General features: G+C 69.0%; 18 protein-coding genes. 12 read left to right on the top strand and 6 right to left on the bottom strand.

What is annotated here, in order from left to right; genetic code table 11:
* Positions 1–22: 22 nt before the first annotated feature.
* The 7 genes from LXB15_RS16000 (at position 23) to LXB15_RS15970 (ending at position 5,461) form a co-directional block, all read left to right on the top strand.
* Entirely contained in the window at positions 23–1,537 is a 1,515-nt protein-coding gene (locus LXB15_RS16000) for an amino acid permease (RefSeq protein WP_233949384.1), read from the top strand.
* 118 nt (positions 1,538–1,655) lie between these two features.
* Complete coding sequence (locus LXB15_RS15995; RefSeq protein WP_233949383.1) at positions 1,656–2,636, top strand: aldo/keto reductase; 981 nt, start codon at positions 1,656–1,658, stop codon at positions 2,634–2,636.
* Between the two features lie 115 nt (positions 2,637–2,751).
* Positions 2,752–3,135 carry an AtpZ/AtpI family protein gene (locus tag LXB15_RS15990; RefSeq protein WP_233949382.1) on the top strand — a complete coding sequence of 128 codons (384 nt, stop codon included), beginning with the start codon at positions 2,752–2,754 and terminating at the stop codon, positions 3,133–3,135.
* A gap of 106 nt (positions 3,136–3,241) precedes the next feature.
* Positions 3,242–4,000, top strand: coding sequence for a F0F1 ATP synthase subunit A (locus LXB15_RS15985; RefSeq protein ID WP_233949381.1), 759 nt, complete (start codon positions 3,242–3,244; stop codon positions 3,998–4,000).
* A 77-nt stretch (positions 4,001–4,077) separates the two neighbouring features.
* Positions 4,078–4,305 carry a F0F1 ATP synthase subunit C gene (locus LXB15_RS15980; protein ID WP_163042766.1) on the top strand — a complete coding sequence of 76 codons (228 nt, stop codon included), beginning with the start codon at positions 4,078–4,080 and terminating at the stop codon, positions 4,303–4,305.
* 69 nt (positions 4,306–4,374) lie between these two features.
* A complete protein-coding gene (locus LXB15_RS15975; protein ID WP_233949380.1) occupies positions 4,375–4,974 on the top strand; it encodes a F0F1 ATP synthase subunit B in 600 nt (199 codons plus the stop codon).
* A gap of 10 nt (positions 4,975–4,984) precedes the next feature.
* Positions 4,985–5,461 (top strand): F0F1 ATP synthase subunit B, encoded by a 477-nt coding sequence (locus tag LXB15_RS15970; RefSeq protein WP_233953210.1) that lies wholly within the window; start codon positions 4,985–4,987, stop codon positions 5,459–5,461.
* A gap of 157 nt (positions 5,462–5,618) precedes the next feature.
* Here LXB15_RS15970 and LXB15_RS15965 read toward each other — a convergent pair whose 3' ends face one another.
* The gene (locus LXB15_RS15965; protein WP_370640237.1) at positions 5,619–6,299 is read right to left on the bottom strand and encodes a ribonuclease HII; all 681 of its coding nucleotides are present in this window, start codon (positions 6,297–6,299) and stop codon (positions 5,619–5,621) included.
* 119 nt (positions 6,300–6,418) lie between these two features.
* Positions 6,419–7,576: a PA0069 family radical SAM protein gene (locus LXB15_RS15960; RefSeq protein ID WP_233949378.1), complete on the bottom strand. Its 1,158-nt coding sequence runs from the start codon at positions 7,574–7,576 to the stop codon at positions 6,419–6,421.
* 122 nt (positions 7,577–7,698) lie between these two features.
* On the opposite strand from LXB15_RS15960, the gene LXB15_RS15955 reads away from it, so the two are divergent.
* Positions 7,699–8,235, top strand: a complete 537-nt coding sequence (locus tag LXB15_RS15955; RefSeq protein WP_233949377.1) for a glycosyl transferase family 2 — start codon at positions 7,699–7,701, stop codon at positions 8,233–8,235.
* 16 nt (positions 8,236–8,251) lie between these two features.
* On the opposite strand, the gene moaB is transcribed toward LXB15_RS15955, so the two are convergent.
* The 4 genes from moaB to LXB15_RS15935 form a co-directional block, all read right to left on the bottom strand.
* Positions 8,252–8,797 (bottom strand): molybdenum cofactor biosynthesis protein B, encoded by a 546-nt coding sequence (moaB, locus tag LXB15_RS15950; RefSeq protein WP_233949376.1) that lies wholly within the window; start codon positions 8,795–8,797, stop codon positions 8,252–8,254.
* Positions 8,794–9,696, bottom strand: coding sequence for a 4-(cytidine 5'-diphospho)-2-C-methyl-D-erythritol kinase (locus LXB15_RS15945; RefSeq protein ID WP_233949375.1), 903 nt, complete (start codon positions 9,694–9,696; stop codon positions 8,794–8,796). The genes moaB and LXB15_RS15945 overlap by 4 nt, the downstream gene beginning before the upstream one ends.
* A gap of 17 nt (positions 9,697–9,713) precedes the next feature.
* Positions 9,714–11,555 (bottom strand): tetratricopeptide repeat protein, encoded by a 1,842-nt coding sequence (locus LXB15_RS15940; RefSeq protein ID WP_233949374.1) that lies wholly within the window; start codon positions 11,553–11,555, stop codon positions 9,714–9,716.
* Positions 11,556–11,733: 178 nt separating this feature from the next.
* Positions 11,734–12,750 (bottom strand): polyprenyl synthetase family protein, encoded by a 1,017-nt coding sequence (locus LXB15_RS15935; RefSeq protein ID WP_233949373.1) that lies wholly within the window; start codon positions 12,748–12,750, stop codon positions 11,734–11,736.
* A 229-nt stretch (positions 12,751–12,979) separates the two neighbouring features.
* Here LXB15_RS15935 and LXB15_RS15930 point away from each other — a divergent pair, with 229 nt between their 5' ends.
* The 4 genes from LXB15_RS15930 (at position 12,980) to LXB15_RS15915 (ending at position 15,226) form a co-directional block, all read left to right on the top strand.
* Positions 12,980–13,198, top strand: coding sequence for a DUF2007 domain-containing protein (locus LXB15_RS15930; protein ID WP_233949372.1), 219 nt, complete (start codon positions 12,980–12,982; stop codon positions 13,196–13,198).
* Entirely contained in the window at positions 13,185–13,982 is a 798-nt protein-coding gene (locus tag LXB15_RS15925; protein WP_233949371.1) for a tRNA1(Val) (adenine(37)-N6)-methyltransferase, read from the top strand. The genes LXB15_RS15930 and LXB15_RS15925 overlap by 14 nt, the downstream gene beginning before the upstream one ends.
* A 105-nt stretch (positions 13,983–14,087) precedes the next feature.
* Positions 14,088–14,957: a S49 family peptidase gene (locus tag LXB15_RS15920; protein WP_233949370.1), complete on the top strand. Its 870-nt coding sequence runs from the start codon at positions 14,088–14,090 to the stop codon at positions 14,955–14,957.
* A 74-nt stretch (positions 14,958–15,031) separates the two neighbouring features.
* Positions 15,032–15,226 (top strand): hypothetical protein, encoded by a 195-nt coding sequence (locus LXB15_RS15915; protein WP_233949369.1) that lies wholly within the window; start codon positions 15,032–15,034, stop codon positions 15,224–15,226.

The following is a 15,226-nucleotide window of genomic DNA, read 5'->3' as shown; positions in this document are numbered from 1 at the left end:
AGGCTTCATCGGGGATCCAGCCATGCTGTCCGAACGCAAAGCCATTTCGTACCAGACCGCCGACGCGGCCTATTTCGACAAGCGCAGCCTGAAGAAATACGCCGGCGTCTGGTCGCTGTGGGCGCTCGGCGTCGGCGCCGTGATCTCCGGCCACTATTCCGGCTGGAACCTCGGCCTCGCCTCCGGCGGCTGGGGCGGCATGTTCATCGCCACCATCCTTATCGCCATCATGTATCTCGGGCTGACTTTCTCCATCGCCGAGATGTCGCCGGCGCTGCCGCACACCGGCGCCGCCTATTCCTTCGCGCGCACCGCCATGGGCCGCTGGGGCGGCTTCATCACCGGGCTCTGCGAGAACGTCGAGTACGTGCTGACGCCGGCGGTGATCGTGTTCTTCATCGGCGCCTATCTGACCGGCATCTTCGAGACGCCGGCCGCCTTCCAGCCGGTCTGGTGGATCCTCGGCTACATCGTCTTCGTCGGTCTCAACGTCGTCGGGGTGGAGCTGTCCTTCAAGGTGACGGTGGTCGTGACGCTGATGGCACTGGCGGTGCTCGTCATCTTCTGGATCTCGGCGATCCCGAATATCGACTTCGCCGCCAACGCGCTCGACATCGCGCCCGGCGGCGGCCTGCTCGAGGGCGGCAACGGGCCGTTCCTGCCCTTCGGCCTTACCGGCGCGCTCACGGCTCTGCCCTTCGCCGTCTGGCTGTTCCTGGCGATCGAGCAATTGCCGCTCGCCGCCGAGGAATCGGTGGACCCGAAGCGCGACATGCCGCGGGGCATCCTGCTCGGCATGCTGACGCTGATCGTCTCGGCCTTCATGATCCTGTTCCTCAACCCCTCGCTGCCGGGCGTCGGCTCCTTCGAACTGGGCTCGTCCGGCGAGCCGCTGCTGGCCGGCTTCAGCGCGATCTACGGGTCGGGCATCGCCAAGCTGCTCGCCTTCGTCGCGATCATCGGGCTGATCGCCTCCTTCCACACGATCATCTTCGCGCAGGGGCGGCAGATCTACTCGCTCTCGCGGGCCGGCTATTTCCCGCGGGCCCTGTCGCTGACCCACGACCAGCGCAAGACCCCGCATCTCGCCATGGTGGTCGGGGCCTCCGTCGGCCTGGTGATCATGCTGGTGCTGTTCTTCGGCCTCGGCGCCGACGCCGGTTCCGCTATCATCGGCGGCACGCTGCTCAACATGGCGGTGTTCGGCGCCATGTGCTCCTACATCGCGCAGGCGGTGTCGTTCATCCTGCTGCGCCGCAACCACGCCCATATCGCCCGGCCGTATCGCAGCCCCTTCGGCATCCCGGGCGCCGTCGCGACCATCGTCATCGCGGCGGTGACGCTGGTCTTCCAGCTCTCCGATCCGACCTATCGCGCCGGCGTCATAGGGGTGGCGATCTGGTTCGCCGTCGGGATCGCCTATTTCGCGCTGGTGGGCCGGCATCACCTGATCCTCTCGCCGGAGGAGGAATTCGCCATCGAGCAGGCGGAGCGGGCGAAGGGCGACGCGGCGGCGGTCGGCGGCGTCGCCGTCTGACCCACCGCGGCGGCGGCGACGCGGCGCCGCCTTTCCCTCGCGCGGCGGGTCACTATCTTGCCCTGCCGCGCATGCGGCGCTGTCCCCGCGTGCTGCAACGACGCGAGGGATGCCCGCCATGAAGACGATCAAGCTCGGCCGCACCGGCCTCGACGTGACGCCCATCTGCCTCGGCTGCATGAGCTACGGCGTTCCGGAAGCCGGGACCCATCCGTGGTCGATGCCGGAAGAGGAGAGCCGCCCCTTCATCCGCCGCGCGATCGAACTCGGCATCAACTTCTTCGACACCGCCAACGCCTATTCGGCCGGCACCAGCGAGGAGATCGTCGGGCGGGCGCTGAAGGATTTCGGCCGGCGCGACGAGCTGGTCATCGCCACCAAGGTGTTCACCCGCATGCATGACGGGCCGAACGGCGCCGGCCTGTCACGCAAGGCGATCATGAGCGAGATCGACAAGAGCCTGAAGCGGCTCGGCACCGACTATGTCGACCTCTACCAGATCCACCGCTGGGACTACGGCACGCCGATCGAGGAGACGCTCGAGGCGCTGCACGACGTGGTGAAGGCCGGCAAGGCCCGCTATATCGGCGCGTCCTCGATGTATGCCTGGCAGTTCGCCAAGGCCCTGCATCTGTCTGACCGTCACGGCTGGGCCCGCTTCGTCACCATGCAGAACCACCTCAACCTGCTCTATCGCGAGGAGGAGCGCGAGATGCTGCCGCTCTGCCGCGACGAGGGAATCGCGGTCATCCCGTGGTCGCCGCTGGCGCGCGGCCGGCTGACCCGGCCGTTCGGCGAGGCCACCAACCGCACCGAGACCGACGAGGTCGGCAAGGTTCTCTACAAGGCGCATGAGGAGGCCGACAAAGCCGTGATCGAGGCGGTCGGCGACATCGCCGCGGCACGCGGCGTCCCGCGCGCCCAGATCGCGCTCGCCTGGGTACGGCAGCAGCCGGGCGTCGCTGCGCCGATCGTCGGCGCCACCAAGATGCAGCATCTGGAAGACGCCGTGGCGGCGCTCGCGATCGATCTGACGGCCGAGGAGATCGCGGCGCTGGAGGCGCCCTACGTGCCGCGCCCGGTCGCCGGCTTTCGCTGAGGCATCCAGAGGCAGGGCCGGGCGCCACCAGTCCGCGGCCTTGTTGACGCCCGGCCCGCCGGGTGCCTAGCGTCGCGCTGCCCATGCGATACGGGTGGCAGCGCGAGGCGAAACGATGACGGCCGACCAACCGAACGATCCCGACCCGACGCTGCCGCCGGTCGACGAGGCGGCGCTGGCCGCCCGCCGGGCCGCGCTTGCCCGGCGAATCGCCGAGCAGCGGCAGCGGCTGCCCGAGAACCGCGAGCCGGCGGACCGCTCGCAGGGAATGCAGGGCGTCGCGCAGGGGCTGAAGATCGCCAGCGAATTCGTCGCGGGCATCCTGGTCGGCGCCGCGATCGGCTATCTGATCGACACGCTGGCCGGCACCTCACCCTTCGGGCTCATCATCTTCCTGATGATCGGCTTCGCCGCCGGCGTCCTCAACGTCATCCGCGGCGCCTCCGGCAGTGGCCCGGCCGGCGGTCCCCCGGGAGGCAGCCCCGGCACGCCGGATTGAGCGCCCGCAGCAAAGTCTTGCGCGGGGTGTTGCGAAGCGGGGTTCGGGACGCTATTGGGCAGGGCGGCCCTCGCCGGGTAGCGAATGTGACGAAGGACCACTGAGTTTGGCGACCAACCCGACCGATCCGATCCACCAGTTCGTGATCTCCAGCATCGTGCCGATCGAGATCGGCGGACTGGACTTCTCGTTCACCAATTCCGCCCTGTTCATGGTGGTCACGGTCGCGCTGACGACGGCGCTGCTCTATTACTCGACGCGCGGGCGCGGCCTGGTGCCGAACCGCATGCAGTCGGTCTCCGAGCTGTCCTACGAATTCATCGCGAACATGCTGCGCGATGCCGCGGGCTCCGGGGGGATGCGCTTCTTCCCCTTCGTGTTCTCGCTGTTCATGTTCATCCTCGTCGCCAACCTGCTCGGGATGATGCCGTACTTCTTCACCGTGACCAGCCATCTGATCGTCACCTTCGCGCTGGCGCTCCTGGTGATCGGCGTCGTGGTGGTCTACGGCATCAAGAAGAACGGCCTCGGCTTCTTCAAGCTGTTCGTGCCCTCCGGCGTGCCGGCGATCCTGGTGCCGCTGGTGGTGATCATCGAGGTCGTGTCGTTCCTGTCCCGGCCGGTTTCGCTCTCGGTTCGTCTCTTCGCCAACATGCTGGCGGGCCACATCACCCTGAAGGTGTTCTCGGGCTTCATCGTTTCGATGTCGGCCATGGGCGCCCTCGGCATCGGCGGCGCGATCCTGCCGCTCTTCATGACCGTCGCTCTGACGGCACTCGAATTCCTGGTCGCCGCGTTGCAAGCCTACGTCTTCGCGGTCCTGACCTGCATGTATCTCAACGACGCGATCCATCCAGGCCACTAAGACGTCTCCAGGATAATCCAGGGGCGGCCGTCCAGCCGCCACAACCCGCCGCAATCGAAATTTCAAAGGAGTTTGACATGGACGCGGAAGCAGCAAGATACATCGGTGCCGGCCTCGCATGCTTCGGCATGGCCGGAACCGCCCTCGGTCTCGGCAACATGTTCGCCGCCTACCTCTCGGGCGCACTGCGCAACCCGTCGGCCGCTGACGGCCAGTTCGGCCGCCTGATCTTCGGCTTCGCGGTCACGGAAGCGCTCGGCATCTTCTCGCTGCTGATCGCGCTCCTGCTGCTCTTCGCCGTCTGATCAAGCAGTCACTGAAGACCAACCGGCCGGCGACAGTCCCTGTCGCCGGTCCGTTTGCCGGAGCCCTCGATGTTCGTTAGCCAAGCCTTCGCGCAGACCGAATCGCCCGACGTCCTGCTTCCGCCGGCGTCACCGGCGCCGTCGACGCATGGCGAAATCTATGTCGAGGAAGGTCACGAAGGCGGTTTCCCGCCATTCGAGACGGAATATTTCCCATCGCAGCTGCTCTGGCTGGCGATCACCTTCGGCATCTTCTACCTCGTCCTGAAGAAGGTCATCCTGCCGCGGATCGCCGGCATTCTCGAGAACCGCCGCGATCGCATCGCGCTCGATCTCGAGGCGGCCGACCGCATGCGCGCCGACGCCGACGAGGCGCAGGCCGCTTACGAGCAGGAACTCGCCGAAGCCCGCGACCGCGCCCACAAGATCGCGCTCGAAGCCAAGGAGTCGGCCCGGTCCGACGCCGAAAGCGAGCGCAAGCGCATCGACGGCGAACTGGACGACCGGCTCGGCGCCGCCCAGTTGCGGATCGACGACATCAAGCGCGAGGCGCTGAAGGATGTCGGAGCCATCGCCGAGGACGCCACCGACGCGATCCTGCGCGAGGTTGCGCGCATCGAGGCCCCGCGCGAGGAAATCGCCGGCGCCGTCAACGCGGTTCGGAGCTGACACGGCCATGATGGACAATTCATTCTGGGCCTTTGTCGGCCTCGTCCTGTTTCTCGCGATCGTCTGGTACGTCCGCGCGCCGCAGAAGGTCGGCAAGACCCTCGACGATCGCGCCGTGCGCATCCGCCAGGAAATCGAGGAAGCCCGCGAGCTGAAGGAAGAGGCCAAGCAGCAGCTGGCCGAATATCAGCGCCGCCGTCGCGAAGCCGAGGTGGAAGCGCAGGACATCCTCGCCGCCGCCAAGCGCGAGGCCGCGCTGATGCTCGAGGACGCCAAGCGGCGCAACGAGGAATATATCGCCCGTCGCACCGCCATGGCCGAGTCGAAGATCGCCCAGGCCGAGACCGATGCCATCGCCGAGGTGCGCGCCTCTGCCGTCGACCTCGCCGTCGCGGCCGCCGCGAAGATCCTGGCCGAGCGCCAAGCGGCCGAGGGTGGCCGGTTCATCGGCGAATCGATCGCTGCCGTCCGCCAGAACCTGAACTGAGACCGGCGGGCAGCGCAGGCTGCCCCTTCCTATCGACGAATTTCAGAGGCTGCCGAGAGGCAGCCTCTTTCGTTTGGGGAGGCGGGTCCAGGGAGCAGGCAGGTCGCATTATCCGCGGGCCTCGTGCGACTGCGCGGATGCGTCGGCGAGGGGTGCGCTACTCCGCCGCGTCCAGCAGATCGGCGCGCAGTGGCCGGAAGCTCATGCGATGCAGCGGCGACGGGCCGAGACGGGCGATCGCCGCGAGATGCTCGGCGGTGGCATAGCCCACATGCCGCGAAAACCCGTAGCCGGCATAGGTGGGGCAGGCGCGCTGCATCATCCGGTCGCGGGTGACCTTGGCGACGATCGAGGCGGCGGCGATCGACAGGCTCAGGGCGTCGCCGGCGATCACCGCGGTGCCGGGGCAGCGCAGCCGCGGCGGGACGTCGCGCCCGTCGATCAGCACGTGGCAGGGCGGATCGCCCAGCGCATGCAGCGCCCGGCGCATCGCCAGCAGCGTCGCGCCGCGAATGTTAAGTATGTCGATCTCGCGGGCGCTGGCGGAAGCGATCCCGACCCACGCCGTCGCGACGATCTCGGCAAACAGCCGTTCGCGCTCGGCCCTCTCGATCTTCTTGGAATCGTCGAGGCCCTGCGGCAGCCGGGCGGCGTCGAGGATCACCGCTGCCGCCACCACCGGGCCGGCGAGCGGCCCTCGCCCTGCCTCGTCGATGCCGGCGACGCAGCGCGCGCCCGAACCGAGCAGCGCGGCTTCGCGTGAATAGTCGGGCCCAGCCGTATCGGCGGCCGGGCCCTTTGGAAGAGCGGGAGAATCGGATGAACGGCGAGCCATGATGCGGCAAGACTCGCGCATTCTCCGATTCTCCACAAGCCTCGCCGACCACGGGGTGAGATCGGCGAGCCCTGGCCGGACCAGGGGTGGCGGTCCGGCCGAGACGTCGAAGGCCAGCCTGCCTAGAGCAGCGCGAGTTGCACGCCTGTGCCCCGCGGCGGCGTGAACAGGTCGCAGCGCAGCTTGGTGCGCTCCTCGTTGAGACCCAGCCGGCGGGCGGTCATCTCGAAGCGCCGCCGGATCTGGAAGGCATAGGGCCCGGTGCCGCGCATGCGCTTGCCCCACTCCGCGTCGTAATCCTTGCCGTCGCGCATCGATCGCAGCAGCGACAGCACGTGGCGGTAGCGGTTGGGGTAGTGGCGCAGCAGCCATTCCTTGAACAGCGGCGAGACCTCCAGCGGCAGGCGCAGCAGCACGTAGCCGACCTCCCGCGCGCCGGCGGACTGCGCCGAATCGAGCACCCGCTCGATTTCCGAATCGGTGAGGCCCGGAATGATCGGTGCCATCATCACCATCGCCGGGATGCCGGCCTCGCTCAGCGCCTTGACCGCCTCCAGACGCTTTGCCGGCGTCGCAGCCCGGGGTTCCATCGTCCGGGCCAGGCTGCGGTCGAGCGTCGTCACCGAAAGCGCCACCTTGGCGAGGCCCTTGGCCGCCATGCGCGACAGGATGTCGATGTCGCGCGTCACCAGCGCCGACTTGGTGACGATGCCTACCGGGTGGTTCGCCGCCTCTAGTACCTCCAGCACCTCGCGCATGATCCGCCAGGTCTTCTCCACCGGCTGGTACGGGTCGGTATTGGTGCCGATGGCGATCGAGCGAACCTCGTAGCCGGGCTTCGACAGTTCCCGCTCCAGGAGCTCGGCCGCGTTCGGCTTGGCGAACAGCTTCGATTCGAAGTCGAGGCCCGGCGACATGCCCATATAGGCGTGGGTCGGCCGCGCGAAGCAGTAGACGCAGCCATGCTCGCAGCCCCGATACGGATTGATCGAGCGGTCGAACGAGATGTCCGGCGAGCTGTTGCGGGTGATGATGGTCTTCGGCGCCTCGACCTGCACCTCGGTCTTGAACGGCGGCAGTTCCTCGAGACTGTTCCAGCCGTCGTCGAAGGCGACCCGGGCGAAGGGCTCGTAGCGGCCGGTCGGGTTGATCCCCGCGCCGCGGCCCCGCCGCCGCGAGCGGTCGACCCGAAGGCCCGATCCGTCGATCAACTGATTGGCGATCTCGACGCCGTTCGCCGAAGCGAAGGCGGCGCGATCCGCGACGCTGACGTCCTGCATGGCCTGACCCTTCCGGTTCGAACCTCGGTGGACTTGTGAACAAAGACCTAATACCGGCAGGAGAACAATACAAGAACAAAAAGGCGGCTGGCCAGGATCGCGGGGCTCGGCTATCGAGGGTCATGCTGACGGTGCTGATGGAATGCGGAGCGGACGATCAGGGGGTGGCGGCGACGCTGGCGACCCTGGTGCCGGGCGCCGTCGAGGGCGTCGTGCGCGAGGTCGTGCTGATCGATCGCCAGATGTCGGCGGAAAGCCGCAAGGTGGCCGATCATGCCGGGTGCCGCATCGTGGCGCCGGCCGATCTGCGGACCGTGGTCGCGTCGGCGCGCGGGGAGTGGCTGCTGTTGCTCGAGCCGGGGGCGCGGCTGCAGCCGGGCTGGATCGAGGCGGTGATCGAGCATGGCGACGCGGTTGCCCGCGGCAATCCCCGCAATCCGGCGGCGCGCTTTGCGCGGTCGCGGGCGGACAGGCCGGGCTTCTTCGAGCGGCTGCGTCAGGTCCGCGGCGCCCTCGCCGAAGGTTTCCTCATGCCGAAGCCGCAGGCCGTGGGACGCGCCAGGACAGCCTCGAGTCTCGAGGCGATGGCAAGGGGGCTCGCCGTGGTGACCCTGCCGGCCGACATCCGCCCGGCGCCCGCCAGTCGCGCAAGGCGCTGAGCCGCGGGCGTAAGGGTCAGGCGGAGCGACCGCCGCGGCGCAGATGCTCGTCCAGCCGGGGCATGATCTCGACGAAGTTGCAGGGCTTGTGCCGGTAATCCAGCTGCGGCTCGAGGATGTGGTCCCACCCGTCGCGGCAGGCCCCGGGCGAGCCGGGCAGGGCGAAGACGAAGGTGGCGTTGATGACCCCGCCCGTCGCCCGCGACTGGATCGTCGAGACGCCGATCTTGTCGAAGGAGATCCGGTGGAAGATCGCCGAGAAGCCGTCCATGCGCTTCTCGAAAAGCGGCTCGAGCGCTTCCGGCGTTACGTCGCGGCCGGTGAAGCCGGTGCCGCCGGTGGTGATCACCACGTCGACGTCCGCCCGGCTGCACCAGTCGGAGACGACCTGCCTGATCGCGGCGACGTCGTCGGTGACGATCTGCCGGTCGGCAAGGCGGTGGCCCTTGGCGGTCAGCCGCTCGACCAGCACCGCGCCCGACCGGTCGTCCTCGAGGCCTCGCGTGTCGGAGACGGTGAGGATGGCGATCCCCAGCGGAATGAAGGCGCGTTCGTCGCTCATGCTGCAGTCAGCTCCGTGTCGGCGGGGTCCGAGACCCACCATCGGGGATGGGCCGCCATGAGGGCAAGCCGGGCCCGCTGCAGCGACGCATGGTCGGCGAACAGGCCGAAGACGGTGGCGCCGGATCCGGACATCCGCGCGAACAGCGCGCCGCGATCACGCAGTTCGGCCGTGACCTCTTCGATCGCCGGGGCGATCGCGATGGCGGGCGCGGCGAGGTCGTTGCGGGTCGTCTCCAGCCAGTCCGCAACGGCCGCGGCGTGCCGAAAACCCTCCGGCGGCAGCGCCGGCAGCTTCGGGTTCGAGCGGCTCGTGAGGTTTCGGAAGACCGCCGGCGTCGATACGGGAACGCCCGGATTGACCAGCAGGAGCGGCAGGTCGGGAAGATCTGCCAGCGGCTCGACCTGCTCGCCGACACCGAAAACGAGGGCAGGGCGGCCTGCCAGGCACATCGGCACGTCGGCGCCGAGCGCCACGGCTTCGGCGGCGATGACGCCGCGTGCGGCCGGCCAGGCGTCCGAGATGATGCGCAGCAGCGCCGCCGCATCCGCGGAACCACCACCGACGCCGGAGGCGACAGGCAGGTTCTTGTCGAGGCGGATGGCGACCGGCGGCAGTATCTCCCCGAGCACCGCCATGCGCGCCCGCGCGAAGGCCGCCGCCTGCAGCAGGATGTTGTCCGCGCCGCCCGGTACCGCGGCGGCGTAGGGACCTGCGACGACCAGCGTGTCCGTGCCGCCGCCCGCGGTCACGGACACCCGGTCGGCGGCCGCGGCGACGAAGGTCACCAGGCTTTCCAGCAGATGGTAGCCGTCGGCGCGCTGGCCGACGACATGCAGCGCCAGATTGACCTTGGCGGGCGCCGTGGCGGCGGCGTCGAGGATGGGAAGCGTCGGCACGGCTGGCGCCCGGAGCGTCAGTCGGCCTTGGTGCCGGTCTCCGGCGGCGCGGCATTGGCGCGCGGCCCGCCGGTCTCGGCCGCATCCGCCGCCGGCGCGGCCTTGCCGTCCGCCGAGCCGCCCTCGTCGGTCTCCGGCTGCAGCCCCTTCTCGAGCTTCACCTTGATGGCCTCGACCACCTCGGGCTCGGGCGCCGGCTCGCCGTTCAGCGCCCGCTCCCACTGGAACTCGGCCTCGCGCTTGCGGCCGACATGCCAGTAGGCATCGCCCAGATGGTCGTTGATGGTCGGGTCCATCGGCGTGATCAGCACCGCGCGTTCCAGCTCGTCGACCGCATCCTGGTAGCGTCCGAGCCGGTAATAGGCCCAGCCGAGCGAGTCGATGATGTAGCCGTCGTTGGGCCGAAGGGTCACCGCCTTCTTGATCATGTCCAGCCCCTCTTCGAGGTTCCGGTTCATGTCGACCCAGGAATAGCCGAGATAGTTCAGCACCGCCGGCTGGTTCGGCGACAGCTCCAGCGCCTTGCGGAAGTCCGGCTCGGCCTTGTCCCACTGCTTCAGCCGCTCGTGCGCGATGCCGCGCTGGTAATAGAGGTTCCAGCCGGCGGAATCCTCGGCTTCCGCCAGCCGTATCGCCTGGTCGAGCGATTCGGCGGCGCCGGCATAGTCCTTGTCCGCGGACAAGACATCGGCGAGCGCGGAGTGGGCCTGAACGTCGTCGGGATAGTCGCGGACGGCGCGGCGCAGGTGCTCCTTCGCCTCTTCCTTGCGCTCGGCATACCAGAGGTCGAGGCCGATCTGCAGCTCGGCGGTGCGCCGATAGGCCGAGCTCTCGGGGATTTCCTGATAGTAGGAGATGGCGAGGTCGAGGCGCTCGGAGCGCTCGGCGATGCCGGCGAGCGCGGTCAGGAGCGCCGGGCTACGGGGCTCGATCGCCCGCGCCAGCTGGAAGTAGAGCAGCGCCACCTGCTGCCCGTCGCCGCGGTTGATCGCCTGGCCAAGAATGTACAGCGTCTCCGCCGCGCCATCCTGAACGTCGGCGACCGCCGGCTCGATGGTCTCGCCCTTTTCGATACGCTGGCGCAGGTGCAGCAGCGGATCGTAGCTGCCCACCAGCTCGAGGCCCTTGTCGACCGCCGCCAGCGCCGCCTTGCTGTCGTCGGCCCGCATCTCCAGCCGCGCCAGCGCCTCGGCCGCCGCGAGATAGGCGTCCGGGGAGGTGCGGGCGAGTTCCTGGTCGTCGACCACCTGGCTGTAGGCGCGCCGCGCGACGTCGACGCGTCCCGCCACCTCGGCGAGCAGCCCCTTCTCGTAGGCGTTGAAGATCGCGTACCACGGCACGCTGTCGAGCTCGTCGATGCGCGAGAGGGCGGCGTCGACGCGGCCGGCGCCGAGTTCCGCCCAAGCGGTCAGATGACCCAGAAGCAGCGCGTCGAGGTCGCTCGGATTGACGATGTCGAGCTCGGTGATCGCCTTGTCGTAGTCGCCCTTGCGGAGCGCATCGACGCCGAGGGTGATGCGCGCGACCTTGCTGGCTTCCGGCGTGTCCCGCAGCTTGGCCGCGAGATCGATGCCTTCCTCGAACCGGCCGTCGGCGAAGAACGCGAACATCGCGTCCTGCTGCAGAAGGTCGGAATCGGGATCGATCGCCAGCGCCTGGCTGTAGAAGTCGCTGGCGGCCTCGAGATCGCCCTCGAGCTGCGCCGCCTTGGCGGCCAGATAGGCGCCGGACAGCGACTGTGCGCGCACGCCGACCGCGGCCGGCGGCTCGCTCGTCGGTCCGGCGGCCAGGGCGCTGAGCGGGCTGCCCGACAGGACGAGGGCGGCGGTCAGCAGCGAGAGAAGGCGCGTTGTCTGCACGTGAAATCCTCTTCCGGGCGGCTTCGGCCAATGGCCGCGCTCGACGCTCCGCCAAGTCGCACCGGCTGGCCGGACGATTCGCCGAGGTGATGTCAAGCCGCCCCATTTTGCAAGGGCTCGCCCTTGTTGCGCCGAGAGATTGTCGGGAATGCGACTGGGTTTTTCCGGCGCTACACGATCAGTTGACCCGGTCGATGCAGAACTCGACGACGCCGAGCAGCGCGTCCCGGCTCGGCGAGCGCGGCAGTGTGGAAGCCGCCGCATAGGCGGCCTCGCCGTGGCTGCGGGCGCGCGCGATCGTGGCTTCCAGCGCCCCGTGCCGATGCAGCAGCGACTGGGCGCGCATCAGCGCCTCGTCGTCGTTGCGGCCGTGCTCCATCGCCTCGCGCCAGAACGCCTTCTCCTCCTCGTTGCCGGCGGCATGGGCGAGGATGACCGGCAGCGTGATCTTGCCCTCGCGGAAGTCGTCGCCGGTGTTCTTGCCGAGGTCGGCCGAGGAGCCGCCGTAATCGAGCACGTCGTCGACCAGCTGGAAGGCGAGGCCGAGGCTACGGCCGTAATTGCGCATCGCCAGCCGTTCGGCATCGCCGGCGCCGGCGACCACCGGACCCACCTCTGCGGCGGCGGCGAACAGCGCCGCCGTCTTGGCATCGACCACGGCCATGTAGTCGGCCTCGCTGGTGGTCATGTGCTTGGCGGCCGAAAGCTGCCAGACCTCGCCTTCGGCGATCACCGCCGAGGCGCTGGAGAGAATGTCGAGCGCGGTGAGCGAGCCGACCTCAACCATCATCTTGAAGGCCTGGCCGAGCAGGAAGTCGCCGACCAGCACGCTCGCCTGGTTGCCCCAGATCGTCCGGGCCGTCTTCTTGCCGCGCCGCAGGTCGCTCTCGTCGACGACGTCGTCGTGGAGCAGCGTCGCCGTGTGCATAAACTCGACGCTGGCCGCGAGCTTCACGTGGGCGTCGCCCGTGTAGCCGTGCGCCAGGGCGGATGCGATGGTCAGCATCGGGCGCAGCCGCTTGCCACCCGAGGAGATCAGGTGCTCGGCGATTTCGGGGATCAGCTCGACATTCGACCCGGCCATGGCCAGGATCAGCTCGTTGACGCGCGTCATGTCCGGCCCGCTCACGGCAAGCAGCGGTTCGATCGAGGCGCGGGTGTCGATCCGTCCGACGGGGATGGCCAAGCTCACCATGTTACTCCGATGGTTTCCTCAGCGGCCGCAGCGCACACTGCCAGGGTCGCGAGCCTAAGATGGCGTATTCGTCGCCGATAGAAAGACCGCGCGCTTGAACCCTTTGACGGCGTCCTGTCCGGCACGACTTGCCATAAGGCCATCAGTGCCTCCACCTAGGGCGCCACAAGCGACTTCCGGTCCGTCGCTGACGGCCAGCCCGGATCCTCGCCTCGAAATGGTGCCTCACATGCAGGAACTCATGCGCTCCAATGACGCGGTTCTCCTATCCTTCGTCGACGCATTGCTCAAGGACGCGCAGATCCCGCATTTCGTCGCGGACGTCCACATGAGCATCCTCGACGGCTCGATCGGGGTCTTGCCGCGCCGGATCCTGGTGGACCCGGAGCGGCTCGACCAAGCGCGCCGCCTGCTCCGCGACGCCGACCTCGGCCATGAACTCTCCTGAGGCGCCGGACGGCGTCGTGGAAACCCGGTGCGACGCCTTCTACGACGGGCGCTTCGCGCTGCTGCAGCCGGTCGGCCGGGGCTATCGCTCCGGTCTCGACGCGCTGTTGCTGGCTGCGAGCGTGCCGGCAAACGCCGTCGGCACGCTCGCGGACATCGGCGCCGGCGCCGGTGCCGTCGGCATCGCCGCGGCCTGCCGCTGCGACGGCGTCAGCGTCACCCTCGTCGAGAAGAACCCGGTCATGGCGCGGCTGGCCCGCGACAGTGTGGCGCTGCCCGCCAACGCGCGCATTGCACCGCGCCTGCAGGTCGTCGAGGCCGACATTCTCGCGCCCCGCCCGGCCCGCGAGGCGGCGGGCATCGGCGACGGCGCCTTCGATTTCGTGCTGACCAACCCGCCCTTCTATCCGGGCGGCCATCGCGCCTCGCCCGACCCGCTGCGGGCCGAGGCGCTGTCCGCCACCGATCCGGAATTCCTGGCGAGGTGGATCAAGGGCTGCGCGGCGCTGCTCGCCGCCGGCGGGCGATTCGTCGCGGTTCTGCCGGCGGCGGCGCTGCCCGCGGCTCTCCTGGCCTGCGAGGGCCGGCTCGGCGGACTCCACGTCCTGCCCGTCCACCCTCGGCCGGAAGCGCCGGCGGTGCGCCTGCTGCTCTCCGGCCGCAAGGGATCGCGCGCGCCGCTGACGCTGCTGCCGGGCCGCTTCCTGCACGAGACCGACGGTGCGCAAAGCGCGTTCGGCCGGGACGTCGGGGCAGGGCGGGCGGACATAGCCATGGGTTTTTGAGGCACCGTGTGGGGGCCGCGACGGCCCCCGGGGCCGCGGGTCCGTTGCGCCGGCGGCGATCGCGCTTACATCCGGAGCCAGTTCATCCAGCAGCAAAGGCTTCCCGTGGCCAATTTCCTGACGCGATACCTGCCCCGCCGCTTCCGTTCCGACGCCGTGACCGTCCCTGTGGTTCGGCTCTCCGGCGCGATCATGGCCAGCGGCGGCCTGCTGCGGCCGGCGCTGTCGCTCGCCACCGCCGCCCCGCTGCTCGAAAAGGCGTTCGCCCACAAGCGTGCGCCGGCCGTCGCCATCGTCGTCAATTCGCCGGGCGGCTCGCCGGTGCAGTCCCGGCTGATCTACCAGCGCATCCGCGACCTCGCCCGGGAGAGGGACAAGCGCGTCCTGGTCTTCGTCGAGGATGCGGCGGCTTCCGGCGGCTACATGATTGCCTGCGCCGGCGACGAGATCATCGCCGATCCGTCCTCGATCGTCGGGTCGATCGGTGTCGTCTCGGGCTCGTTCGGCTTCGTCGAGGCGCTGCGCAAGCTGGGCATCGAGCGCCGCGTCCACACCGCCGGCACCAACAAGGCGACCCTCGATCCTTTCCAGCCGGAGCGGCCCGAGGACATTGATCATCTCAAGACCCTGCAGCGCGAGGTGCACGAGACCTTCATTGCGCTCGTCAAGGAGAGTCGCGGCACGCGGCTTGTCGAAAGCGACGACCTCTTCTCCGGCCTGTTCTGGTCCGGCAAGCGCGGCGTCGAGCTCGGCCTCGTCGACCGGCTCGGCGATCTGCGCGGCGTCCTGCGCGAGCGCTACGGCAAGACCGCGAAGCCGGTTCTCATCCAGGGCAGCCGCAGCTTCTTCGGACGCAAGACCGCCGGCGTCCATGCCGACGGTCAGGGCGGCATGGCGGCGATCGGCGCCGGCATTACCGGCGAGTTCGTCAGCACGGCGGAAGAGCGCATGCTCTGGGCGCGCTACGGCCTCTGAGGCGAGCCGTCCGGGGGCAATGGCATCTTGCCGAGGTGCCCCCGGCTGCGCATATTTCACGGATCACTCGAGCGATGGTCGAACACATGCCGCAGTTTCTACTTCTCGGCCTTGTCGGTGCGGCCGCCTGGTACGGCTACAAGCAGATGACCCGGGACGCGCAGCGCCTTGCCGAGCGCAACAAGCGCTCCGAGGAGGAGATGCGGACGGGCGCGCAGGGCACGCTGGTCCGCGGCGAGGACGGCGTCTACCGTATCAAGAAGGACTGA

Source organism: Aurantimonas sp. HBX-1, from assembly GCF_021391535.1.
GTDB lineage: Bacteria > Pseudomonadota > Alphaproteobacteria > Rhizobiales > Rhizobiaceae > Aurantimonas.
Note: the sequence above shows the minus strand (reverse complement) of the source record. Positions and strands in the feature narration are given on the sequence as shown.

Bases quoted from the DNA above. Each gene is read 5' to 3' on its own strand.
- LXB15_RS15975 (WP_233949380.1), top strand. From the start codon at position 4,375: ATGTTCGTTAGCCAAGCCTTCGCGCAGACCGAATCGCCCGACGTCCTG.
- LXB15_RS15930 (WP_233949372.1), top strand. From the start codon at position 12,980: ATGCAGGAACTCATGCGCTCCAATGACGCGGTTCTCCTATCCTTCGTC.
- LXB15_RS15990 (WP_233949382.1), top strand. From the start codon at position 2,752: ATGACGGCCGACCAACCGAACGATCCCGACCCGACGCTGCCGCCGGTC.
- LXB15_RS15995 (WP_233949383.1), top strand. From the start codon at position 1,656: ATGAAGACGATCAAGCTCGGCCGCACCGGCCTCGACGTGACGCCCATC.
- LXB15_RS15960 (WP_233949378.1), bottom strand. From the start codon at position 7,576: ATGCAGGACGTCAGCGTCGCGGATCGCGCCGCCTTCGCTTCGGCGAAC.
- LXB15_RS15935 (WP_233949373.1), bottom strand. From the start codon at position 12,750: ATGGTGAGCTTGGCCATCCCCGTCGGACGGATCGACACCCGCGCCTCG.
- LXB15_RS15955 (WP_233949377.1), top strand. From the start codon at position 7,699: ATGCTGACGGTGCTGATGGAATGCGGAGCGGACGATCAGGGGGTGGCG.
- LXB15_RS15925 (WP_233949371.1), top strand. From the start codon at position 13,185: ATGAACTCTCCTGAGGCGCCGGACGGCGTCGTGGAAACCCGGTGCGAC.
- LXB15_RS15970 (WP_233953210.1), top strand. From the start codon at position 4,985: ATGGACAATTCATTCTGGGCCTTTGTCGGCCTCGTCCTGTTTCTCGCG.
- moaB (WP_233949376.1), bottom strand. From the start codon at position 8,797: ATGAGCGACGAACGCGCCTTCATTCCGCTGGGGATCGCCATCCTCACC.
- LXB15_RS15980 (WP_163042766.1), top strand. From the start codon at position 4,078: ATGGACGCGGAAGCAGCAAGATACATCGGTGCCGGCCTCGCATGCTTC.
- LXB15_RS15915 (WP_233949369.1), top strand. From the start codon at position 15,032: ATGGTCGAACACATGCCGCAGTTTCTACTTCTCGGCCTTGTCGGTGCG.
- LXB15_RS16000 (WP_233949384.1), top strand. From the start codon at position 23: ATGCTGTCCGAACGCAAAGCCATTTCGTACCAGACCGCCGACGCGGCC.